Here is a 20,641-nt window from a genome sequence, read left to right on the forward strand (position 1 = left end):
GTACGACGGAACCGGCGCGACCCGGCCGATCACCGAGCCGCGCCCAGACTGCCGACTACTCGTGTTCCTCGTTCTCGCCGACGACCGGGGTACCGACCGGGGCCGGCGTCACCGGCACCGCGACCGGCGCCCACACCGACACCTGGGTGCCGCCGAAGTCGAAGATCAGCTCGATGCTGCCGCCCGGCAGCAGCGGCTCGGCCAGCCCGGAGAGCTGGAGCCAGCTGCCGACGGTCTTGTTCAGGATCACGAACCCGGCGGCCGGGAGCCGGATCTCGGCCGGCGACGTCGGGGACGCCGTCGGCGACGGGGCGGCGGCACCCTCGGTCGGGGTCGCCGACGGCGAACCGCCCGGCGACGGGCTGCCCGAGGTCGCCTCCGGCGACGGGCTGCCCTGGGTCGCCTCGGGCGACGGGCTCGACGAGACGGTGCCGGCCGGGGTCGGCGCGGTCGGGGTGCCGGCCAGTACCACCGCACGGGCACCGGCGGTGCTGACCCGCACCGTGACGGCCTCACCGGAGTCGTTGTAGAGGGCGACGTTCATCGGCGCGTCGGCGCCGGCCGGATAGCCCTGGGTGTTCAGGTAGTCGATCGACAGGTTGCGGACCTTGAAGTTGTTGTCCGCCGACTGGGCGTTGGTGCCGACGCTGGTGGGGATCTTGGCGGCGGTCTCCGCGATCTGGCCCGCGCCGCAGCCGGACAGCAGCAGGGTCGCGGCGGTCGCCGTACCGGCCAGCACCGCAGCGGCTCGCCGAGCCCCCCTGATCGAGCGCGTCACCTGGTCCTCCTTCGTGCGATCCCGGTCGCCGTCGCGATCGGCGGGTCGGGGCGAACGGGCAACGGTGGCCGTACCCGGGCCCAACGGGCTCCAGGGTAGTGGGCGGTGATCGGCTCTCGTACGCCGACCCGGTATCCCGGCCCGGCCCGATCGGGCGGTACCGGCCGGTGCCGGGGCTGGCTCAGCCGACCCGGCCGCTGGTCACCAGCAGCACCACATCGATCAGCGCGACGAGCATGACGGCCCGGAAGACGGCCACCGGGCGGTCGCCCCGGGCGGCGGCGGCCCGGCCCGCGTACCAGCCGACCGCCGGGACCACGGCGGCGACCGCGACCGCCGCCAGCCCGGCCCAGGACGGCGGCCCGGGCGGGCCGGCCACCAGGGTCGCGGTGGCCGCGAGCAGCAGCCCGGCGGCGGCCAGCCGGGAGCCGGTCGGGCCGAGCCGGTGCGGCAGGCCCCGCACCCCGGTCCGCTCGTCGTCGGTGAGGTCCGGCAGGACGTTCGCGAAGTGCGCCCCGGCGCCGAGCAGCGCACCGGCCGCGACGAGCCAGGCCGGCGGGGTCGGCGCGCCGGGCAGCCCGAGTACGACGACCGCAGGCAACGTCCCGAACGAGACCGCGTACGGCAGCACCGAGAGCGGGGTGGACTTCAGCGGCCAGTTGTAGAGCAGCGCGGAGACCAGGGCGAGGGTGACCGCCCCGGCGGCGGCCAGGTTGAGGGTGAGCGCCGGCAGCGGGGTCAGTACGGCGGCGAGCACTCCTGCCGTGCCGACCAGCCGTCGACTGATCATGCCGCTGGCCACCGGCTTGTCCCGGCGTCCGACCGCGGCGTCCCGGTCGGCGTCGAGCCGGTCGTTGAGCCAGCCGATGGCGAGCTGGCTGAACAGCACGGTGAGGGCCACCGTGGCGACGCCGCCGGGTGGGTGGCCGACGCCCCAGGCGAGCAGGGCCGAGACGGTGGTCACCGCGGCCGCCGGCTCGGGGTGGCTCGCCCGGACCAGCCCTAACACCACATGCGACATATGGGAAGTCTGGTTGTTACCGCTCGGTCGTGCCAGGCTCGATCGCATGCGGACAGCGCGGACCGGGCCGGACGCCGGGGCCACCGCGCCCGGCAGCCGGGCCGGGCGGCTGCCCCGCAACGACCCCCGGCAGTACGACGACCTCGCCGACGAGTGGTGGCAGCCGGACGGCGCCTTCGCGATGCTGCACTGGCTGGCCGAGGCGCGGGCCGCCCTGGTGCCGCCGGCCGCCCGTCCCGGGGCGCTCCTGGTCGACCTCGGCTGCGGCGCCGGGCTGCTCGCCCCCCGGGTGGCCGGCAGGGGCTACCGGCACGTCGGGGTGGACCTGGTCCGCTCCGCGCTCGCCCAGGCCGCCGCGCACGGGGTGACCCCGGTGAACGGGGACGTCGGGGCGGTGCCGCTGGCCGACGGCTGCGCCGACGTGGTGGCCGCCGGTGAGGTGCTGGAACACGTACCGGACTGGCGGCGGGTGGTGGCCGAGGCGGCCCGGCTGCTCCGGCCCGGCGGCACGCTGGTGCTGGACACCCTCAACGCCACCGCGCTGAGCCGCCTGCTGGCGGTACGGGTGGCCGAACTCTTCCCCGGGGTGCCCCGGGGGATCCACGACCCCCGGCTCTTCGTCGACGCGCGGGAACTGGTCGACGAGTGTGCCCGGCACGGGATCGCGCTGCAGGTCCGGGGCATCCGGCCGGCGGTCTGGGGTACGGCACGCTGGCTGCTGCGCCGTGCGGTCCGGCGCGCGGCTCCGCCCGGGGGCGGCCGGACCGGGGCCCCGGACGCGCCACGGATCGTTCCGACCTGGTCGGCGGCGGTCCTCTACCAGGGGTGGGGGACCAGGCAGGGTTAGCCGGGCGGCAGCTCCGGCCGACCGGCCGGTGCGGAAAGGACACGGATGACGGTGTACGCGCTCGCAGCGGCACGCCGGGTGGCGCCGAGATTCGCCGCCCGGGCGGCCGAACACGACCGGGACGGCACGTTCCCGGTCGAGGACTTCGCCGATCTGCGGTCGGCCGGGCTCCTCGGCCTGATGGTCCCGACGGAGCTGGGCGGTCTGGGGGCCAGCTTCGCCGGGTACGCGGCGGTCGCCACCGAACTGGCCCGGGGCAACGGCGCCACCGCGCTGGTCTTCAACATGCACGCCTCGGTCACCGGTGCGCTCGGCGCGCTGACCGAGGAGCTGGCCGAGGCGCTCGGCGTACCGGCCGAGGCGCTGGCGGCCCGGGACCGGCTGCTCGCCGAGGCGGCGGCCGGTGCCTGGTACGCGGTGGCGATGAGCGAGCGGGGTGCCGGTTCCCGGCTGTCGAAGCTGACCACCACGTACGAGCCGGTGGACGGCGGCTACCACATCAAGGGTGCCAAGACGTTCTGCTCCGGGGCCGGGCACGCCGACGCCTATCTGGTGGCCGCCCGGAGCGTCGCCGACCAGTCGGTGGTCTCGCAGTTCCTGGTGCCGGCCGGGCCGGAGGGGCTGCACGTCGAGCCGACCTGGGACTCGCTCGGGATGCGGGCCACCGCCTCGCACGACCTGCACCTGGACGTGACGGTGCCGACCGACCGGCTGCTCGGCGGGGTGGAGGGGCTGGCCCTGGTGGTCGCCCAGCTCATGCCGCACTGGCTGGTGGCGAGCTACGCGGCCGTCTACGTCGGGGTGGCCCGGGCGGCGATCGACGCCGCCGTCGAGCACCTGACCGGACGCGGGCTGGACGGCCTGCCGGCGGTACGCGCCCGGGTGGGCCGGGCCGACGCCGCCACCGCCGCCGCCGGGCTGGCGGTGACCGAGGCGGCCCGCCGGGTCGACGAGGCGCCCGGCGACGCCGAGACGAACCGCTGGGTGTGGCGGGCGAAGCTGCTGGCCGGGACGACCGCGGCCGAGGTGGCGGCCTCGATGGTGGAGGCGGCGGGCACCTCGGCGACCCGGCGCGGGCATCCGCTGGAACGCCTCTACCGGGACGCCCGGTGCGGGTCGTTGCACCCGGCGACCTCGGACGTCTGCGCGGACTGGCTCGGCGTCGCCGCGCTCGGCGGCGATCCGGACCGGGACGCCTCGACGCCGCGGTGGTGAGGAGCCGGCTGACTGGGTACCTGATGGTGCGCGAGCCGGCGGCCCGACCGCCACCGGTCGGGCCGGGTCGCGATCAGGCGCGTCGGCGCGGCGCGAGTCCCGAGGTCACGCTCGGCGGTTGGGCTCGGTGGGCGCGTGGAGCGCGCAGGGGTGCGCGGTGTCGCGATCGGAGGACGGCATGGGAAGCGGAAGCGGGCAGGACGGTTCCGGGGTGATCGCCGGCGTGGGTGTGGCGCTGCCGCCCACGGCGAGCCAGCAGGAGTTGTGGACGGGCTTCTTCGCGCGGCACTTCTCCGGGGCCACCCGGGCGCTCGCCGAGCGGATCTTCGCCAACTCCGGGGTACGGCACCGGCAGGCGGCGGTGAACCCGCTGCTGGAGGACGTCTCGGACTGGCCTACCGAGCGCCGGATGCGCCGGTACCAGATCGAGGCGCTGCCGCTGGGCAAGGAGGCGGTCGGGCGGGCACTGACCGACGCCGGCCTCTCGGCCGACCAGATCGGCCTCTTCGTCGTCTGCTCCTGCACCGGGTACGCGACGCCGGGGCTGGACATCCTGCTGGCCCGGGACATGGGGATGGCCCCGGACACCCAGCGGATGTTCGTCGGCCACATGGGTTGTTACGCGGCGCTGCCCGGGCTGGCCGCCGCCAACGATTTCGTCACCGCCCGGGGCCGCCCGGCGCTGCTGCTCTGCGCCGAGCTGACCAGCCTGCACATCCAGCCGTCGACGGCCCGGATGGACACCCAGCAGATCATCTCGCACGCGCTCTTCTCCGACGCCGCCGTCGCGGTCGTGGTCGCCCCGGGCAGCCGTCCCGGGTACGTCGTCCGCGAGGTCACCGCCGTCACCGACACCTCGACGGCCGACCACATGACCTGGGAGCTGACCGACACCGGTTTCCGGATGGGACTGTCGCCGAAGGTGCCGCAGGTGCTGGCGGCACACGTCCGTGACCTGGTCACCGACCTGCTGGGCCGGCACGGCCGGCGGATCGGTGAGGTGGACGGCTGGGCGGTGCACCCGGGCGGCCCGCGGATCCTCAACGTGGTGGAGACGGAACTCGGCCTGCCGCCGGAGGCGATGGCGGCGTCCCGGGCGGTACTCGACGAGTACGGCAACTGTTCGTCGCCGACGTCTCTGCTCATCCTGGAACGACTTCGGCGAGCTGCCGCCGCACCCCGTACCGTGGTGATGCTCGCGTTCGGACCCGGGCTGACCCTCTACGCGGCACTGCTCGACCGGCAGCCCGGAGCGGCACGGGCGGACGGCACGCGGCCGGTCCACGAAACCGGCCCGGGTGGCGACTCCTAGGACATCTCCGCCGGACCGGCGGGAGGAGGCGACCGGTGCGCAGGGTGGCGTTGACGATGGCAGCGGTGCTGCTGGTCGGGGTCGGTGGCTGGTGGTCGGTCCGGTCGGCTCCGGAGCCGCCCCGGCCGGGCCAGACGGGGGTCGGCGGGGCGGAGGTGGCGCCCGGGGTCGGCGGGGCGGACCTGGCCGGCGAGCGGAGCGGGAGCGTGGCCGGGCAGAGCCTGCCGCGCTTCCGGGACACGGTCTGGCGGGAGACGGCGACGCTGAACCAGCGCCGGTTCGTCACCTGGTCGATCGACACCCGGCCGGGTGGCCGCTATCTGCTCCAGTACGTCTGCCTCAGTCCGGGGGAGCTGCACGTCCGGGTGTTCCGGGGGGTGACGCAGAGCTGGTCGAGGTCGGTGAGTTGCCCGGGACCGTTCGGCAGTGTGCAGCTCGTCGCGGCGGGGGACGAGATGTCGATCGGGGCGCGACGGCTGAACCACCGGCATGTGGAGGTCGCCCTCCAGGTGGTGGCGCTGCCCTGACCGGGAGGCTGCTTCCCGGCTGAACCGGGTGGCCGGCTCAGGCGGGGGTCAGCAGGCGCGGCAGGTCGGCCTGGTAGTCGCCCGGCGAGCCGAGTTCCGGCACGGTGCGGAGGATCTGCCCGGACCGGCTGGCGAGTACGGCGGAGGGTCTGCCGTTCGCCGGGGGCAGGTGCAGCGCGGCCCGCAGCTCGGAGGTGGGGTCCGTCAGGTAGCGGGGCGGTCTGCCGCCGGGCGGTGGCATGCTCCGGGCGCCGGGTACGGTCCGGCGGGTGCTGACCGCCACCACGGCGACTCCGGGTGGGGCGGCCCGGACGGCGGCGTCGAGGTGCTCCTCACAGCTACAGCCGTCGATCAGGATGACCACGGCGGGGAGCAGCCCGCGCAACGGGACGACCCGGCCGTCCTCGCCCAGCAGGTCCAGCGCGGGCAGGGCGCGTGCGGCCGGGTTCGTCGGGCCGCTCGGGCTGCCGGGGGTGCTTCGGCCGGTGGCGACCGGCCGCTGCGGGTTGGGCCAGGTGATGGCGAAGAGGCTGGTCAGGGTCGCCAGCAGGGCGACGGAGAGGATCAGCAGGCAGAGTCGCAGCGGGGCGGGGCCGGCGGTGCTGGTGGAGAGGCCGAGGCGCCTGCGCCAGCCGTCGCGGCGGGCGCGTAGCCGCAGTTCGCGGCGGATCTGGGCGGCTTCGGCGGCGAGTTCGCCGGGGTCGTCGGGGATGACGATCCGGCCCCAGTCGGCGGGCAGGTCGGGCACGCCGTCGAACGGGCCGTTGTCCGGCCGGCCGTCGCCGTCCGCCGACGTGCTCATCGCGCACCCCCTGGCTGCTCACCTGAGGTGTGAATCGGGCTCCGCTCCAGCCTCCCCCACCGGGGGGCGTATCGCCAGTGGGCGGCGGTGCCGTGTGCCGGAGAGATATGCTGGAGGGACCGCAACGCCCTACATCCGATTTTTCCGATCCGCCTTGTCGGCCGGTGATCCGTGTGTCACGCAGCGTGCCTAAATCTACGGATCGCTGTCTTGTCAAGCCGAAGAAAGACCTCTCACAGGGCCTCTGAGCTGCGCTAACGGTCAGGACTGCGGTGGGACATCGGTGCCTGAGCGTGTTACCCTAGACACAGCGAAAGGGGTTTCGAACCTATGGTTTTCAGTGTCGGCGAGACCGTTGTTTACCCCCACCACGGGGCCGCACTCATCGAGGCGATCGAGACTCGGGTCATCAAGGGCGAGCCCAAGCAGTACCTCGTCCTCAGGGTCGCTCAGGGTGATCTGACGGTCCGGGTGCCCGCCGAGAATGCCGAGATCGTGGGCGTGCGCGAAGTGGTTGGCGAAGAGGGCCTGGGCAAGGTCTTCGACGTCCTCCGTGCCCCGCACACCGAGGAGCCGACCAACTGGTCGCGGCGTTACAAGGCAAATCTGGAGAAGCTGGCCTCCGGTAATCCCCTCAAGGTGGCCGAGGTTGTCCGCGACCTCTGGCGCCGGGAGCGGGAGCGGGGCCTGTCGGCGGGTGAGAAGCGAATGCTCGCCAAGGCCCGCGACATCCTCGTCGGTGAGGTGGCGCTCGCCGAAAAGAGCACCAAGGACGAAGCGGAAACTCTTCTCGACAAGGTGCTCACCGAGGCATAGCACTCAGGCTGGCACTTCCGCCGGTGCCGGCGACGTACCGGAAGAAAGTCCGAGGACCGCGACGTGACCGCGCAGCTCAATCCGCGCGGTGACGTCGCGGTCCTCGTTCCGGCTGCGGGTGCCGGCGTCCGGCTCGGGCCGGGCGGCCCCAAGGCGCTCCGCCGGATCGGTGGCGAACCCCTGCTGGTGCACGCCGTGCGACGGATCGCCGCCGCACCCTCGGTGCACACCGTCGTGGTGGCGGCGCCACCCGGCGACGAGGACGCGGTCCGGGACCTGCTCGCCCCGGTGGCCGAGCTGACCGTGGTGACCGGCGGCGCCACCCGGCAGGAGTCGGTCGCCGCCGCGCTGGCGGCGGTGCAGGCCGGCCCGGAGATCGTCCTGGTGCACGACGCCGCCCGGGCGCTCACCCCGACCGCCCTGGTCGAGTCGGTCGCCGAGGCGGTCCGTGCCGGTGCGGAGGCGGTGATCCCGGTGCTTCCGGTGGTCGACACGGTCAAGGAGGTCTCGCCGGCCGGTCTGGTGCTCGGCACCGTGGACCGGTCCGCGCTGCGGGCCGTGCAGACGCCGCAGGGCTTCCGGCGGGCGGTGCTCGCCGCCGCGCACGCCGCCGCCGTCGATCCGCTCACCGACGACGCGGGCCTGGTCGAGAAGCAGGGCGTACCCGTCACCTGCGTCCCCGGCTCCGAATACGCGCTGAAGATCACCCGCCCGTTCGACCTGGCCCTGGCCGAGCACCTGCTCGGCGCCGTACCGCTCGCCGGTCACCACTGATCGCCTACGCTTTCGCACGTGATCCTTCCGCTGGTCGGTGTCGGCACCGACGTGCACGGGTTCGAGGCGGGCCGGGCCTGCTGGGTGGCCGGCCTGCACTGGCCCGGCGTGGACGGGCTGGCCGGGCACTCCGACGGTGACGTCGCCGCGCACGCCGCCTGCGACGCGCTGCTCTCCGCCGCCGGCCTCGGCGACCTGGGCAGCAACTTCGGGGTGGCCGAGCCGGAGTGGGCCGGTGCCGCCGGGGTGACGCTGCTGGCCGAGACCGCCCGCCGGGTCCGGGCCGCCGGCTTCGAGATCGGCAACGTCTCGATCCAGGTCATCGGGGTACGCCCGAAGATCGGTCCCCGCCGTGCCGAGGCGCAGCAAACGTTGACGGCGGCGGTCGGTGCCCTGGTCACCGTCTCCGGTACCACCACCGACGGGCTCGGGCTCACCGGCCGGGGCGAGGGGCTGGCCGGTATCGCCGTCGCCCTGGTCCACCGGTCATCCCAGAGTTAGCCTCGGCAGGCCAACCGGAATGAACGGCGGGGGCGATTCTCCGAATCTTGGTGAATTGAGGTTCGTGGCTGACCATGATTCAACAAGAATCTTGGTGCGGCGGGCTCGCGTGCCGTTGGCGGGGAAGCCAGTAGACGATTCGGGCGGCCAGTTCGCGGGGATCAACGGTGGGTAGGTCCTGTAAGGCATGTTGGAGTTGGCCCGCGAGGTAGATCAGTAAGCCGATCCGGTTGTCCCGATAGGCGTGTAGCAGGTTGAGGCGGGCCGGCTGGCAGGGCCACGGTGCGCCACAGGTCCGGCATCGGAACGAGGGGCGGGCCGGCGTGTGCGGTCGGAACCGGGCGTGCGGGCCGTACATCACGGACGCGCGGTCACTGGAGCTCGGCCTGTCGGGCCCGGCCGGCCCGGTCCGGCGTCTGCCCGCCGGCCCGGCTGTTGGCCAGGTGCGGGCGGGTGGGCGCGGCCCACGCCGGGCGGGCGTTGGGGTGCCGGTTCCGGGCCGGGGGCGGCGGCGGATCCGGGGGTACCCGGACCAGCGCCGGTCTGCCCGTCGGTGGCGGCCCGGGGCGGTGGGGCGCCGCGATGGTGCGCGGGCAGCGCCAGCGGCGGCCGCAGGAGCAGAAGATCCAGAGGAAATACCAGGCGCGGTAATGCCGGATGGGTTTGCGGTGTCGCCTGGACATTGATCACCCTTTCTCGTTGTTTCCCGGGCTGACGCGAGGTGGTTCCACCCTGGACTGTTTCCCGCGATCCACAGAAGATGGAGCCAGGGCACTGGAGGCGGATAACGGATACCCATCCACATACGGGAGCATTGGGTGAGCGATCTTCGAGAGATCCTGAGAAAGCAGCGCGCGGCGAAAAGGTTGACCCAGGATCAGGCTGGTGCCGCGATCAACGTCAGTGGATCATTGATTGCCGCGTTCGAATGCGGTCGACTGGTGCCACAGCCCGACACGGCCGAACGGCTCGACGCGTTCTTCGGAACCGGCGACGAGATCCGGCGCACCGCCGAGACGGCCCGGGAAGACGCCCAGGCTCCCTGGCTGCGCCCGTGGACCGACAACGAGAAGCGCGCGGTCCTGCTGCGTACGTTCGAGCCGAACCTGATTCCCGGGCTCCTCCAGACCGAGGCGTATTCGCGCGCCGTGCTGCGCGGCACCCGGTTGCCGGACGAGGCGGTCGAACGGACCACCCAGGTTCGCAAGGATCGGCAGGCGGCAACGGTCGATCGGGTCGACCCGCCGATGCTGACCGCTGTGCTGGGCGAGGCCGCCCTGCACTGTGGTCCGCCCGACGTGCTGAAGGAGCAACTCGACCACCTGGTCGACGTCGGGCACCGCCCCCGGGTGCAGATCCGGGTAGTGCCCCGTAGTGCCGGCCTGCACGGCGGGCTGTCCGGCGCCTTCGTGCTGGCGACGCTCCCCGGTGGGGTGCGGGCGGGCTATCTCGACGACCAACTGCGCGGCCGGGTGGTGACCGATGTCGATGACCTGCACGGTCTAGAGTTGGCCTGGGACATCGTCAGTGGTCTCGCCCTCCCGGTCGACCAGTCGCGGGACCTGATCGTGAAGGCGGTTGAGGAGCATGACTGAGCAGCCGAGCTGGCGCAAGAGCAGTCGTAGCAGCGGCAACCAGGGCAACTGCGTGGAGATCGCGGACAACCTCCCGCACCACGTGCTGGTCCGGGACAGTAAGGATCGGTCGGGGCCGGTGTTGACGTTCGGGCCGGCGGCCTGGCGCGGCTTCGTCCGGGACCTCGCCGCAGACCGCTAGTCCAGCAGCCGAGCGCCCCCGCGACCGTGTGGCAGCACGGGCGCGGGGGCATCGCCGTGTCCGGGCCGGGACGACAGTCCCCTTGACGGGATTGCGTCGGGGCCGCGATCACGGGGGGAGGCGGGTCGGGCTCAGCAGTGGGAAGTCGTCCACCAGGTGACCGGGGGCAGTAAGGGACCAAGCCTGACGCCACGGGGGGAGCGCCAGGCTTGGTCCCGTCTACGGTACCGCGCATCGGGCGGCATGGGGAGTGGGCATTCGGCGGGTCGTCGGGCAACTGGCCGGTGCGGTCCGGCAACTGCCCGGAGAGTGGGTGTTCGGCGGGTCGGGCGTGCGGAGCCGGCGGGACAGCGCCGGTTAGGCTCGGCCCGTGTCCAGCGACGCCGATTCCGACCAGTCCTCCTCCGCCGAAGGGTACGTCCAGCGCGCCGAACTGCTCGCCGAACTCGGCCGGTACGACGAAGCTGCCGCCGAAGTCGGGTTCGCGATCGCGCTCGACCCGTCCAATGTGCGTGCGCTGGTCATGCTCGCGATGGTCCGGCTCGCCGGGGAGAAGCCGGAAGAGGCGCTGAGCGCGGCGGACTCGGCGGTGGCCGTCGCGCCGGAGCTGATCCATCCGCTGGTGATCCGGGGACACGCCCTGGCCGACCTACGCCGGTTCAAGGAGGCGGCGGCGACGGCCGACGAGATCCTCGCACTCGGGCCGGACGACGCGTACGCCCAGCGCAGCGCGGCGGCGATCCTGGGTGAGTCGCGTAACGGACAGCAGGCGCTCAACGCCGCGTGGCGGGGTGTCGAGCTGGCGCCGGAGGAGCCGCAGGCGCATCTGGTGCTGGGCCTGGTGGCGGCCAGGATGGAGATGTTCGAGCTGGCCGAGCGGGCCTACCGGGAGGCGCTGCGGCTGGACCCGGAGCTGGCGGCGGCCCAGCACAACATCGGGGTGATTCGGCTGGAGCAGCGGCGCTACTCGGAGGCGCTGGAACATCTCGCCGATGCGGCGGCGCTCGACCCGACCAGCCGGGACGGCGCCCGGGCGATCGGCGGCGGGCTGCGCCAGCTCCTGATGTACGGCGCCGGCTACACCATCGTGGTGTCGGTACTGGTGGCCTGCCTGGCGGCGGCGAACCCGGTCTCGTCCCGGCTCTGGGCCGGGCTGGCGGCGGTGACCGGCGGCATCCTGGTCTGGCGGTTCGCCCGGCGGGTGCCGAACCTGGGCCGGGGGCGGCTGCCCGACCTGATCCGCGCCGACCGGATGCTGGCGCTCGCCGTCTACGCCGTGGTCGCCGGCCCCTGCCTGATCCTGCTCTACGCCGTCCTCGGCACGCCGTGGCCGCTGGTGCTGGCGATCCTCGCCACCGCCGCGACCGAGCTGGCAGTCCTCTTCGGCTGGTCACCCGACCGCGACTGACGGCAGCGGGCGTGCATCGAACGGCCGGGATGAACAGGTAGAGTCGGGACAGAACAACCCGCTTCTGCACGGCCTGCCGTGCCGACGGCACGTTCGGGGGTGCGATGGCTCGACGGTGGACTCGGCGACTCGGTGTGACCCTCTGCGGGGTGTTGGCGCTCACGGGCTGCACCGACGAGAGCGCCCCGGAGCCGCCGGCACCCAAGGTGACCACCCAGGAGTTCGCGCAGCGGCTCACCGAGCACCTGTCCCGGGCGGTGACCGGGGCGTTGGAGGCCGAGGCGCGGGCCACCGCGCCGAACCACTCGCAGAGCGTGGGCTGTGCCGACCTGCCCGGAGGCGGCCCGAGCTGGGGCGTCCGGCCGCGAGCCGAGCTGACGGTCACCGCGGGCGAGAAGGCGGGGAAGTACCTCGACGACGTGGACACGTGGATGATCCGCGAGGGTTTCGGTGAACGTACCAAGGGGTGGCGGGTCGACACGCCCGCCGACGTCCAGGAGATCACCGGCGAGCACGACGACGGCACCGAGTTGCTCATGGAGAAGGCTCGGGACAGCGGGACGTTCACCGTCGAGCTGACCGGGCCGTGCACCTGGCCACCGAACCGGTCCGGCGGTCCGCCGCCCTCCGGGCAGCTCCCGCCCCTGCCGGCGCCGTCCGGTCAGACACAGACCCGCAGCGAGGATTCCGACCAGCCGTGCACGTCACCGAAGCTCTACGTCTACAACCTCACCTCCCGGCCGTTCGCCGGCCGGGGTCCGCACCTGATGGCGCTGGTCAGATACGCCGACGAGCGGGAGATGGAGTACGCCGAGATCCTGCTGCCCAACGCCTGGGAGCCCCGGTACGCGCCGGGCACCTCACAGCGGAACCTCGACGAGGTACAGCTCCTCGTCTGCGTACGGGTGGCGGCGACCCGGGACTCGGGTAAGGACGTCACCTGCAGCTACACGAGTGAACCGGCGGCACCGACCGGCGGTCTGCCGTTCACCTTCGACCTGTTCGAGAGCGTCTACCAGGTCACGGTGCGGGAGGCCCGCAGCGGCAGGGTGGTCAGCGAGTTCACCATCCCGGGTCGGCAGAACGGCGAGGACAACTGTCCGTTCCGGATGGACTACAACCGGAAGCTGGCCCGGGGCATCGACGAGCGGGCCTTCGAGCGAAGGTTGAAGTCCCTCGTCGAGGCACGCAGGTGACGAGGCTGCCGGCGCGGTAGGGCTCAGCCGGTGGTCCGGCCGGACCAGGTCCAGGCGTACCCGGTGTCCTCGCAGGAGAGTGCCGGGCCGCAGAGGTCGAGCGGGCGGAAGGTGTCGACCATGACGGCCAGCTCGTCGAAGCTCTCCGCCCCGATCGCCCGCTCGGGGGCGCCGGGCTGCGGGCCGTGGGTGAAGCCGCCCGGGTGCAGCGAGATCGAGCCCTGCTCGATCCCGGATCCGCGCCGCGCCTCGTAGTTGCCGCCGGTGTAGAAGAGCATCTCGTCGGAGTCGACGTTGTGGTGGTTGTACGGCACCGGGACGGCCAGCGGGTGGTAGTCGACCTTGCGGGGTACGAAGGAGCAGATCACGAAGTTCGGCCCCTGGAAGGTCTGGTGCACCGGCGGTGGCTGGTGGATCCGGCCGGTGATCGGCTCGAAGTCGTGGATGGAGAACGCCCACGGGTAGAGGTGGCCGTCCCAGCCGACCACGTCGAAGGGGTGGTTGGCGTAGACGTGCCGGGTCCAGCCCCGGCGGTGCTGGACGTAGACCTCGACGTCGGTCTCCTCGACCAGCAGCGGCGCCTCCGGGCCGCGTACGTCCCGCTCGCAGTAGGGGGAGTGTTCGAGGAACTGGCCGCGTACCGAGAGGTAGCGCTTGGGCGGGCCGATGTGCCCGGACGCCTCGATGGCCAGCATCCGCAGCGGCTGCGGGGCGACCGGGACGATCCGGTACACCACCGAGGTCGGGATGATCACGTAGTCCCCGGCGGTCACCCCGAGCACCCCGAAGCTGGACTCGATCCGGGCGGCGCCGGACTCGACGTAGAGGCACTCGTCGCCGATCGCGTTGCGGTAGAGCGGGGAGGGCTGGTCGGCGACGACGTACGAGATCCGGACGTCGTCGTTGGCCAGCAGGTGCTGCCGGCCGAGGATCGCGTCGGCGCCGGCACCGCCGTCGAGCTTGTGGGTACGCAGGTGGCGGGGCTTGAGCGGCAGGTTCGGCACCCGCTGCCAGGCCGGCGGGGTGAACTCCTCGGCGGCGACGATCGCGGTCGGCAGATAGCGGTGGTAGAGCAGCGACGAGTCGGAGGAGAAGCCCTCCTGCCCCATCAGCTCCTCGGCGTAGAGGCTGCCGTCGGGCTGCCGGAACTGGGTGTGGCGCTTCCGGGGAACCTCGCCGACGCTGCGGTAATACGGCATGATCGCCTCCCTTTTGTCCCAGTCACCGGCCGAGAACGTCCGATAATCGGACGGTGTTGTCCGCTAGTCGTAGCGTCCCGTAAGTTCTCTGTTCGTGTCAACGCAGGTGCCCCGGCTCTTCGCCGGGCTGGTCGACGACGCCGCCGTCTTCCCGCCCGGCAGCGCGAGCCTGCCCGACGCGGTCGCCGCGCACCGCCGGCACCGCAATGCCTGGTACGCCCCGCTGGTCGGCCCCCTGCTGCTGCCCGCCTCCGCGCTGCCCACCCTGCCGGCCCTGCTCGCCGACGACGAGCGGATCGACGTCGGGGTGATCGGCGACGTACCCGTCGAAGAGCTGTACCCGCTGCGCGACCGCACCGACCCGCGGATCCGGATCCGGCAGGTCGAGATGGCGGTGGCCAAGCGGGGCGAGGACCCGCTGCCCGGCCTCGCCGCGCTCGCCGGCCTCCCCGCCCAACTGGACGACGCCGACGTCTACGCCGAGGTCCCGCTCACCTGGGGGCTGCTCGGCGCGCTCGACCGGCTGGCCGACGAGCGGGCCGCCGGCAGGCGGATCGCGGCCAAGTTCCGCACCGGCGGGCTGGCCGCCGAACTCTTCCCCACCCCGGTCGAACTGGCCGCCGTGATCGGCGCCTGCCGGGACCGGGAACTGCCGTTCAAGCTTACCGCCGGACTGCACCACGCGATCCGGCACATCGACCCGGAGACCGGCTTCACCCACCACGGCTTCGTCAACATCCTCGCCGCCACCGCCGTCGCCTGTTCCGGCGCCGAGGTGGCCGCGGTGGCCGAGACGCTGGCCGCGACCGACCCGCTGCCGCTGGTCGAGGCGGCCCGGTCCCGACGCGAGGAACACCGTCCACTCTGGATCGGCTTCGGCTCGTGCAGCGTGATGGAACCGCTGATCGACCTGGTCCGGCTGGGACTGGTGAACGGAGGCTTCGAGTCGTGACAGTTGGAGGAGACGCGTGACCTGGGTGGCGGAGGCGGCCGGATCGGCGTACGGGGTGCACAACCTGCCGTACGGGGTCTTCCGGACGGCGGGGCGGGCGCCCCGGATCGGCGTACGGATCGGGGACCTGGTCCTGGACCTCGACGGCGCGGAGGCGGCCGGGCTGGTCCTGGCCGGCGGCGCGCTGCGGCAGCCGACCCTGAACCCGTTCCTGACGCTCGGCCGGGCGCAGTGGAGCACCGTCCGGACCCGGATCGTGGAACTGCTGACCGAGGAGGAGCACCGGGCGGCGGTGACCCCGCTGCTGGTCCCGCTGGACCGGGTCGAGCTGGTGATGCCCTTCGAGGTCGCCGACTACGTCGACTTCTACTCCTCCGAGCACCATGCCAGCAACGTCGGGAGGATCTTCCGGCCGGACGGGCAGCCGCTGCTGCCGAACTGGCGGCACCTGCCGGTCGGCTACCACGGCCGGGCCGGCACGGTGGTGGTCTCTGGTACCCCGGTGGTCCGCCCGACGGGCCAGCGCAACACCCCCGACGGTCCGGTGTACGGGCCGTCGACCCGGCTGGACATCGAGGCCGAGGTCGGTTTCGTGGTCGGCGTACCGTCACCGCTCGGCGAGCGGGTCGGGGTGGACGACTTCGCCGCGCACGTCTTCGGGGTGGTGCTGCTCAACGACTGGTCGGCCCGGGACATCCAGGCGTGGGAATACCAGCCGCTCGGGCCCTTCCTCGGCAAGTCGTTCTGCACCTCGATCTCGCCCTGGGTGGTGCCGCTGGAGGCGCTGGCCGACGCCTGGGTGCCGGCCCCGGAGCAGGAGCCGGCGGTGCTCGACTACCTGCGGGACGTACCGCACCTGGGGCTGGACCTGCGGCTGACGGTGGACTGGAACGGCACCCGGGTCAGCGAGCCGCCCTTCGCCGGGATGTACTGGACGCCGGCCCAGCAGCTCGCGCACCTGACGGTGAACGGGGCGGCGCTGCGTACCGGCGACCTCTACGCCTCGGGCACGGTCTCCGGGCCGCTCCGCGAGCAGGTCGGCTCGTTCCTCGAACTGACCTGGGGCGGCCGGGAGCCGGTGAAGCTCTCCGACGGCTCGACCCGGACCTTCCTGTCCGACGGCGACACGGTCGGCATCGGCGCCACCGCGCCCGGGCCGGACGGCACCACGGTCGGCCTCGGCGAGGTCGTCGGGACGATCGTCCCGGCCCGCTCGGCCTGACACCTTCCGATCCGTCCAGCGTACGCACAGCCGGTCTCCAGTCGGCGTTCAGCCGGCTCTCTCCCAGCCGGTCGGACGAACTGTGCGATTGACCGGCCGGGACGAGTAACAGGATTGCTCATCGCGCGTTGAGTTACCCGGATGGGGACAAACCCGTCATCAATGGTGATTCACCTTGAAAGGGTACAAAAATGTTCAACGCGGAAGTTGCTCGCTGGCGCAAGAGCAGCCGTTCCAACGACCAGGGACTCTGCATCGAAGTGGCCGACAACCTGCCCGGGGTGGTCGGCGTGCGCGACTCGAAGGACCCGGACCCGGTGCTGTCGTTCGAGCCGGCCAGTTGGGCGGCGTTCGTGACCGCGACCAGGACGGGCGCGTTCGGGAGCTGATCCACACCGCGCGGTTCCGAGCACTGCCGGGACCGCGCGGTCACGGGGGACCCCCACCTCGACACCAGGCGCGGCGAGGCCCGCCGGCCCGGGTCCATCCGCGCCGCGCTGTCACGTTCTGATCACTCTGCGGCGGTCCGCACTGTGGTCTGCCCCTTCCGCCCCGTACCGTGGTGGTCGGGGAGGTGCCCATGTCGACGGTGGCGTTCAGCCGACTGATCGAGGCGCCCGCCGACGAGCTGTGGCGGGTCTTCACCGACCTGCCCGCCCGCCCCCGATGGCTCTGCCAGGTCGACCAGGTCGAGGTGCTGCACCCGGCCGGGCCGCCGACCGAGACCGGGCTGCCGACCGAGACCGGGCTGCCGACCGAGACCGGGCTGTCGACCGAGACCGGGCGGTCGACCTACAGCGGGTTCGGGGTCGGGACTGTCTGGCGGGAGAGCCGGACCGGCCCGGACGGCACCGTGATGGCCGAGGAGTTCGCCGTCCAGGAGGCGACACCGCCCCGGCGACTCGTGGTCAGCTCGACCGGCAACGGGGTGGACTACCTGACGACGTACACCTTCGCTCCGGTGCCGGGCCGGCGGCCGGGCCGGCACCGGACGGTGGTCACGGTCAGCCACCAGGGTGTGCCGACCGCCCGGTACGGCCGGCTGTTGGCGGTGATCTTCGGCGGGCTCGCCGCCCGGGCGGGCGAGGGCGCGCTGCGCCGGGACCTGGCCGACCTCGCCACCGCCACCGGGCCGGACCGTCGCGGCCCCGCCGTCGCCGCCTGATCCCCGCGCCGCCCCCGCGCCCGTCACCTCTCTGATCGTCCCGGCCGGTCACCGGATCGTGCACCTGCCAGGCGGCGGACGCCCGGCGGTCGATAGGGTTCGGGCGGAGGTGTCCGGGCATGGCAACGCCGAACGGCGCGCGGAACTGGTGGCGGCCGGCGGTCGCCATCGCGGTGGCGGTGCTGGTCGTGGTCGGATCCGCCGTGATCGTGCACCGGGTGCTGGCGCCGGCCGAGGTGGTCACCCCGGCCCGGGCCGACTATCCGGCCCCGGTGACCGTCCGGCCCGGCGTGGTCGGCACCCTGAACGCGGCACCGCTGATCGTCGACGACCGGATCCGGGTCTACGCCACCACCCGGCAGATCCGGGCCGACCGGCCGGTCGACGCACCCACCCGGCGTACGCCCTACTGGTCGTACCGGCGCTGGCCGGCGCAGGTGGCGGGGCTGGTGGCCGACGGCCGTACGGTGGTGACCCGCTGGTCGGACGGCGAGCTGGTGGCACTGGACGCGCGTACCGGCACCGTGCGCTGGCGGGCCACCGGACCCAGCCCCGGGCACGGCTACCTCGGCCGACGCACCGGAGCCGCCACCGTCTACGCCCCGACCGGCCTGCACACCGCCCGCACCTCGACCGGCCGGCCCGTACTGGTGGTCGGCGGGACCGCCGACCGGCGCGGGATCGACCTCGACTCCGGCCGGGAACTGTGGCGCCTCGCCGCCGATCCCGCCTGCTCGGACGGGGGTCCGGACGACGAGGCCGCCGCCGGCGCGGGGCAGGGGCTGACCACCACCGACGGGTTCTTCGCCGTCCTCGACACCTGTGCCGGTTCCCGGGAGGTCGAGTTCCACGACGTGGCCACGGGCAGCCTCGCCGGTCGTTGGCGTCCCGACGACTCCGGAGGGCCGGTGCAGGTCAGCCCGGTCGGCTGTGCGGCCGGGCGGTCCGGCTGCCGGGCGCTGCGGACGGTCAGCGCCGGGGTGACCCGGGGCTGGCTGGTCGAGGGGGCCCGCCCGGTACCCGCACCGGCCCTGGACTCGCCCGATGCCGTACTGGTCGACGAGGTCGCGGTGGCGCCGGCCGGAACCGGGCTGGTGGCCCGCTCGGCGCGCAACAATGCCGAACTCTGGCGCTGGTCCGAGGCGGGTCAGGCGCGGCTGGTCGCCGCCCAACCGGGTCGGGTGCACCTGCGTACCGCCGAAGGGGACCTGGTCACCCTCGACGCCGCGACCGGGGCGGAGAGGTCCCGCTTCCCGTTCACGTACGGGCGGGACTCGACCACCTGGTCGCCCGGGTTCGCCTACGCCGCCAGCGGCTTCGTCGCGGTGGAGCGGCTGGCCGAGCCGGTCGACCCGACCGCCGGGGACGACCGCTACTACCTGGCCGCCCAGCCGGTCATCCTGGCCGGCACCTGACCCGGCCCACTCCGGCGGACGTGCCTCCCCCGGCGACGATCCGGTCCGCGCTGCTCCGGCTACGGCTCGGTCTGCGCTGCTCCGGCTACGGCGCGGTATCTGCGTCGACCCTGCGACGGCGGTGTGCCCGGCGGGTGACGACCAGGAGTCCGCCGGCCACGAGCAGGCCGGCCAGCAGCGAACTTCCGAGGATGCCCCACGGGGTGCGCAGCGGCCCGAAGAGGGGGCTCGGCTCGCCCACCCCACCCGGATCGGGGAAGGTGATCCTCCCGGTACCGGTCTGTCGCACGGTGCCGCTCTGTAGCGCTATGTCGACCTTCCAGGGGCCGTTCGCCAGTTCCCGGGGAAACCGTACGCCGACCGTGCCCGACGCCCCGGGTCCGAGCGTCGTACCCTCGATCACGTCGAACGGGCCGGCCCGCGTCCCGGCGGGACCCTCGGAGAGAGAGACCGTTCCGCCGAGGTCCAGCGCCCGCCCGCCGGTGTTGCGCACCTCGATGCCGACCGACGGTACGCCCTGGGCGTCCCGGGCCGGCACCACCTCCCCGATGGTGAAGCTGGAGGGTGGCTCGCCGCCGATCCCGATGTCGAGATAGACCCGTACGCCGACCCGGTGCACCTGGGTGACGTTGGCCGACTTCTTCGGCGGGGACTTCGTCGAGGCCCAGATGACGGCGTACCGCTCGCCCTTCGAGGCCGGCGGTGGCACGTCGAGGGTGGCCCGGACCCGGGCCTGCCCGCCGGGCGGGAGGTCCAGCCGGTCCCGGTCCAGGGAGATCCAGGAGCTCAGCTCGTTCTGGGTCCGGCCCTCGCCGAACCGGAACCGGCCCTCGTCCAGGGTGGCCGCCGCGGCGTAGAGGTCGATCCGCTGGGTCCGGGCGGTCTTGTTCACCACCAGCAGGTGCCGCCGGATCAGGGTGCCCGGCGGCAGGTGGTCCACGATGTAGCGCAGCGCCCGTGGGTCGCCGCGCCGGTCCACCGGCGCCTCCAGCAGTTGGATGCCGATGCGCTCCACGTCGGGGTCCCGTGCCGCCGCGCCGGCCTGGGCGGGTGACAGGCCCAGTCCGGCGAGGCAGGCGAGGAGCAGCGGTACCCAGCCCGCCGGGCGCGGCACCGGTCCGGCCGGTACCGCCGTGCTGCGGGGGCTACGCCACCGAATGCGTCACCGTCCCGGTGTAGGTCCCGGCCTCGGCGTCCAGCGGCACGTTGATGATGATCCCCGGGTTCCAGGTGGCGGAGTTGTTCCCGGTGCCGCCGACGTGGCTGAACGCGACCACCGGGGTGACGTTGTCCAGCGGTTCGGCGTCGTCGCTGGTGGCCTGGCCGGGGGTGAAGGTGCCGTTGCCGGTGGTGGCGGTCGCCGGCCCGGACCAGTACTCGACCTCGGTGGCGAGGATGGTCTGGCTCGGCGTACCGGTGCCGGTGGTGAAGACGGTCGACGTCACGCTCGCCTCCCAGGAGGCGTCGCCCGAGGCGCGGGCGTCGGTGACGGTGACCGCGCCGAGGGAACCGGCGATGGTGGTGCCCGGTGCGCCGGCGCCGAGGTCGGCCGAGGCGGGCGCGTCGATGTCGAGGGTGCCGGCGGTGACGTCGAAGGTGACGGTGGTGGTGTCGGTCGGCGCCGCCACGGCGGGTGCGGCGGCGAGTCCCACCGCCGCCGTGGCGGCCACCCCGATCACGAGCATTCTGGCAAGTCGCACGGGCGGTACCTCACG

General features: G+C 73.4%; 23 protein-coding genes. 16 read left to right on the forward strand and 7 right to left on the reverse strand.

The features are described 5' to 3' along the window. Window positions 1-55 precede the first annotated feature (55 nt). A complete protein-coding gene (locus tag C6W10_RS07430) occupies window positions 56-778 on the reverse strand; it encodes a hypothetical protein (protein WP_159079273.1) in 723 nt (240 codons plus the stop codon). A gap of 181 nt (window positions 779-959) precedes the next feature. Next, window positions 960-1,847, reverse strand: coding sequence for a UbiA family prenyltransferase (locus C6W10_RS07435; RefSeq protein WP_199853887.1), 888 nt, complete (start codon window positions 1,845-1,847; stop codon window positions 960-962). On the opposite strand from C6W10_RS07435, the gene C6W10_RS07440 reads away from it, so the two are divergent. From C6W10_RS07440 to C6W10_RS07455, 4 genes are all read left to right on the forward strand, one after another. Beyond that, complete coding sequence (locus C6W10_RS07440; protein WP_107257416.1) at window positions 1,846-2,646, forward strand: methyltransferase domain-containing protein; 801 nt, start codon at window positions 1,846-1,848, stop codon at window positions 2,644-2,646. The genes C6W10_RS07435 and C6W10_RS07440 overlap by 2 nt on opposite strands. A 45-nt stretch (window positions 2,647-2,691) precedes the next feature. After that, window positions 2,692-3,861 (forward strand): acyl-CoA dehydrogenase family protein, encoded by a 1,170-nt coding sequence (locus C6W10_RS07445; RefSeq protein WP_107257417.1) that lies wholly within the window; start codon window positions 2,692-2,694, stop codon window positions 3,859-3,861. A 178-nt stretch (window positions 3,862-4,039) separates the two neighbouring features. Beyond that, a complete protein-coding gene (locus tag C6W10_RS07450; protein WP_107257418.1) occupies window positions 4,040-5,173 on the forward strand; it encodes a type III polyketide synthase in 1,134 nt (377 codons plus the stop codon). A 35-nt stretch (window positions 5,174-5,208) separates the two neighbouring features. Next, a complete protein-coding gene (locus C6W10_RS07455; RefSeq protein WP_159104497.1) occupies window positions 5,209-5,700 on the forward strand; it encodes a hypothetical protein in 492 nt (163 codons plus the stop codon). Window positions 5,701-5,737: 37 nt separating this feature from the next. Here the strand turns inward: C6W10_RS07455 and C6W10_RS07460 are convergent, their stop codons facing one another. Beyond that, a complete protein-coding gene (locus tag C6W10_RS07460) occupies window positions 5,738-6,502 on the reverse strand; it encodes a hypothetical protein (RefSeq protein ID WP_107257420.1) in 765 nt (254 codons plus the stop codon). A 330-nt stretch (window positions 6,503-6,832) separates the two neighbouring features. On the opposite strand from C6W10_RS07460, the gene C6W10_RS07465 reads away from it, so the two are divergent. From C6W10_RS07465 to ispF, 3 genes are all read left to right on the forward strand, one after another. Further along, the gene (locus C6W10_RS07465; RefSeq protein ID WP_007073334.1) at window positions 6,833-7,318 is read left to right on the forward strand and encodes a CarD family transcriptional regulator; all 486 of its coding nucleotides are present in this window, start codon (window positions 6,833-6,835) and stop codon (window positions 7,316-7,318) included. 63 nt (window positions 7,319-7,381) lie between these two features. Beyond that, window positions 7,382-8,092, forward strand: a complete 711-nt coding sequence (gene ispD / locus C6W10_RS07470) for a 2-C-methyl-D-erythritol 4-phosphate cytidylyltransferase (RefSeq protein WP_107257421.1) — start codon at window positions 7,382-7,384, stop codon at window positions 8,090-8,092. Window positions 8,093-8,110: 18 nt separating this feature from the next. Then, window positions 8,111-8,593 (forward strand): 2-C-methyl-D-erythritol 2,4-cyclodiphosphate synthase, encoded by a 483-nt coding sequence (gene ispF, locus C6W10_RS07475; RefSeq protein WP_107257422.1) that lies wholly within the window; start codon window positions 8,111-8,113, stop codon window positions 8,591-8,593. Window positions 8,594-8,964: 371 nt separating this feature from the next. Here ispF and C6W10_RS37170 read toward each other — a convergent pair whose 3' ends face one another. Beyond that, the gene (locus tag C6W10_RS37170) at window positions 8,965-9,276 is read right to left on the reverse strand and encodes a hypothetical protein (protein ID WP_159104498.1); all 312 of its coding nucleotides are present in this window, start codon (window positions 9,274-9,276) and stop codon (window positions 8,965-8,967) included. 135 nt (window positions 9,277-9,411) lie between these two features. On the opposite strand from C6W10_RS37170, the gene C6W10_RS07490 reads away from it, so the two are divergent. From C6W10_RS07490 to C6W10_RS07505, 4 genes are all read left to right on the forward strand, one after another. Continuing rightward, window positions 9,412-10,188, forward strand: a complete 777-nt coding sequence (locus tag C6W10_RS07490; RefSeq protein ID WP_159104499.1) for a helix-turn-helix transcriptional regulator — start codon at window positions 9,412-9,414, stop codon at window positions 10,186-10,188. After that, window positions 10,181-10,369 carry a DUF397 domain-containing protein gene (locus C6W10_RS07495; RefSeq protein WP_107257425.1) on the forward strand — a complete coding sequence of 63 codons (189 nt, stop codon included), beginning with the start codon at window positions 10,181-10,183 and terminating at the stop codon, window positions 10,367-10,369. The genes C6W10_RS07490 and C6W10_RS07495 overlap by 8 nt, the downstream gene beginning before the upstream one ends. Window positions 10,370-10,739: 370 nt before the next feature. Beyond that, window positions 10,740-11,777, forward strand: a complete 1,038-nt coding sequence (locus tag C6W10_RS07500) for a tetratricopeptide repeat protein (protein ID WP_107257426.1) — start codon at window positions 10,740-10,742, stop codon at window positions 11,775-11,777. Window positions 11,778-11,926: 149 nt separating this feature from the next. Beyond that, the gene (locus tag C6W10_RS07505) at window positions 11,927-12,973 is read left to right on the forward strand and encodes a hypothetical protein (RefSeq protein WP_159104500.1); all 1,047 of its coding nucleotides are present in this window, start codon (window positions 11,927-11,929) and stop codon (window positions 12,971-12,973) included. A gap of 23 nt (window positions 12,974-12,996) precedes the next feature. Here the strand turns inward: C6W10_RS07505 and C6W10_RS07510 are convergent, their stop codons facing one another. Further along, window positions 12,997-14,172: a homogentisate 1,2-dioxygenase gene (locus C6W10_RS07510; RefSeq protein WP_107257428.1), complete on the reverse strand. Its 1,176-nt coding sequence runs from the start codon at window positions 14,170-14,172 to the stop codon at window positions 12,997-12,999. 94 nt (window positions 14,173-14,266) lie between these two features. On the opposite strand from C6W10_RS07510, the gene C6W10_RS07515 reads away from it, so the two are divergent. The 5 genes from C6W10_RS07515 to C6W10_RS07535 all read left to right on the forward strand — a co-directional run bounded on the left by C6W10_RS07515 (window position 14,267) and on the right by C6W10_RS07535 (window position 18,926). Continuing rightward, window positions 14,267-15,124, forward strand: a complete 858-nt coding sequence (locus C6W10_RS07515; RefSeq protein WP_107257429.1) for a hypothetical protein — start codon at window positions 14,267-14,269, stop codon at window positions 15,122-15,124. A gap of 16 nt (window positions 15,125-15,140) precedes the next feature. Then, window positions 15,141-16,346, forward strand: coding sequence for a fumarylacetoacetase (gene fahA / locus C6W10_RS07520; protein ID WP_107257430.1), 1,206 nt, complete (start codon window positions 15,141-15,143; stop codon window positions 16,344-16,346). 191 nt (window positions 16,347-16,537) lie between these two features. After that, window positions 16,538-16,735 (forward strand): DUF397 domain-containing protein, encoded by a 198-nt coding sequence (locus C6W10_RS07525; RefSeq protein WP_107257431.1) that lies wholly within the window; start codon window positions 16,538-16,540, stop codon window positions 16,733-16,735. Between the two features lie 191 nt (window positions 16,736-16,926). Next, window positions 16,927-17,511: an SRPBCC domain-containing protein gene (locus C6W10_RS07530; RefSeq protein ID WP_107257432.1), complete on the forward strand. Its 585-nt coding sequence runs from the start codon at window positions 16,927-16,929 to the stop codon at window positions 17,509-17,511. 119 nt (window positions 17,512-17,630) lie between these two features. Next, a complete protein-coding gene (locus C6W10_RS07535; RefSeq protein ID WP_107257433.1) occupies window positions 17,631-18,926 on the forward strand; it encodes a PQQ-binding-like beta-propeller repeat protein in 1,296 nt (431 codons plus the stop codon). A gap of 85 nt (window positions 18,927-19,011) precedes the next feature. Here the strand turns inward: C6W10_RS07535 and C6W10_RS07540 are convergent, their stop codons facing one another. Beyond that, the gene (locus C6W10_RS07540; RefSeq protein WP_199853888.1) at window positions 19,012-20,040 is read right to left on the reverse strand and encodes a hypothetical protein; all 1,029 of its coding nucleotides are present in this window, start codon (window positions 20,038-20,040) and stop codon (window positions 19,012-19,014) included. 31 nt (window positions 20,041-20,071) lie between these two features. Further along, window positions 20,072-20,626 (reverse strand): hypothetical protein, encoded by a 555-nt coding sequence (locus C6W10_RS07545; RefSeq protein WP_234361654.1) that lies wholly within the window; start codon window positions 20,624-20,626, stop codon window positions 20,072-20,074. Window positions 20,627-20,641: the final 15 nt, after the last annotated feature.

It is taken from the genome of Plantactinospora sp. BB1, from assembly GCF_003030385.1.
GTDB lineage: Bacteria > Actinomycetota > Actinomycetes > Mycobacteriales > Micromonosporaceae > Plantactinospora.

What these genes read in the sequence shown, in the direction of transcription:
- C6W10_RS07460 (WP_107257420.1), bottom strand. Translation starts at nt 6,502, where the DNA reads ATGAGCACGTCGGCGGACGGCGACGGCCGGCCGGACAACGGCCCGTTC.
- C6W10_RS07510 (WP_107257428.1), bottom strand. Translation starts at nt 14,172, where the DNA reads ATGCCGTATTACCGCAGCGTCGGCGAGGTTCCCCGGAAGCGCCACACC.
- C6W10_RS07525 (WP_107257431.1), top strand. Translation starts at nt 16,538, where the DNA reads ATGTTCAACGCGGAAGTTGCTCGCTGGCGCAAGAGCAGCCGTTCCAAC.
- C6W10_RS07530 (WP_107257432.1), top strand. Translation starts at nt 16,927, where the DNA reads ATGTCGACGGTGGCGTTCAGCCGACTGATCGAGGCGCCCGCCGACGAG.
- C6W10_RS07535 (WP_107257433.1), top strand. Translation starts at nt 17,631, where the DNA reads ATGGCAACGCCGAACGGCGCGCGGAACTGGTGGCGGCCGGCGGTCGCC.
- C6W10_RS37170 (WP_159104498.1), bottom strand. Translation starts at nt 9,276, where the DNA reads ATGTCCAGGCGACACCGCAAACCCATCCGGCATTACCGCGCCTGGTAT.
- C6W10_RS07465 (WP_007073334.1), top strand. Translation starts at nt 6,833, where the DNA reads ATGGTTTTCAGTGTCGGCGAGACCGTTGTTTACCCCCACCACGGGGCC.
- C6W10_RS07445 (WP_107257417.1), top strand. Translation starts at nt 2,692, where the DNA reads ATGACGGTGTACGCGCTCGCAGCGGCACGCCGGGTGGCGCCGAGATTC.
- C6W10_RS07440 (WP_107257416.1), top strand. Translation starts at nt 1,846, where the DNA reads ATGCGGACAGCGCGGACCGGGCCGGACGCCGGGGCCACCGCGCCCGGC.
- C6W10_RS07435 (WP_199853887.1), bottom strand. Translation starts at nt 1,847, where the DNA reads ATGCGATCGAGCCTGGCACGACCGAGCGGTAACAACCAGACTTCCCAT.
- C6W10_RS07450 (WP_107257418.1), top strand. Translation starts at nt 4,040, where the DNA reads ATGGGAAGCGGAAGCGGGCAGGACGGTTCCGGGGTGATCGCCGGCGTG.
- C6W10_RS07495 (WP_107257425.1), top strand. Translation starts at nt 10,181, where the DNA reads ATGACTGAGCAGCCGAGCTGGCGCAAGAGCAGTCGTAGCAGCGGCAAC.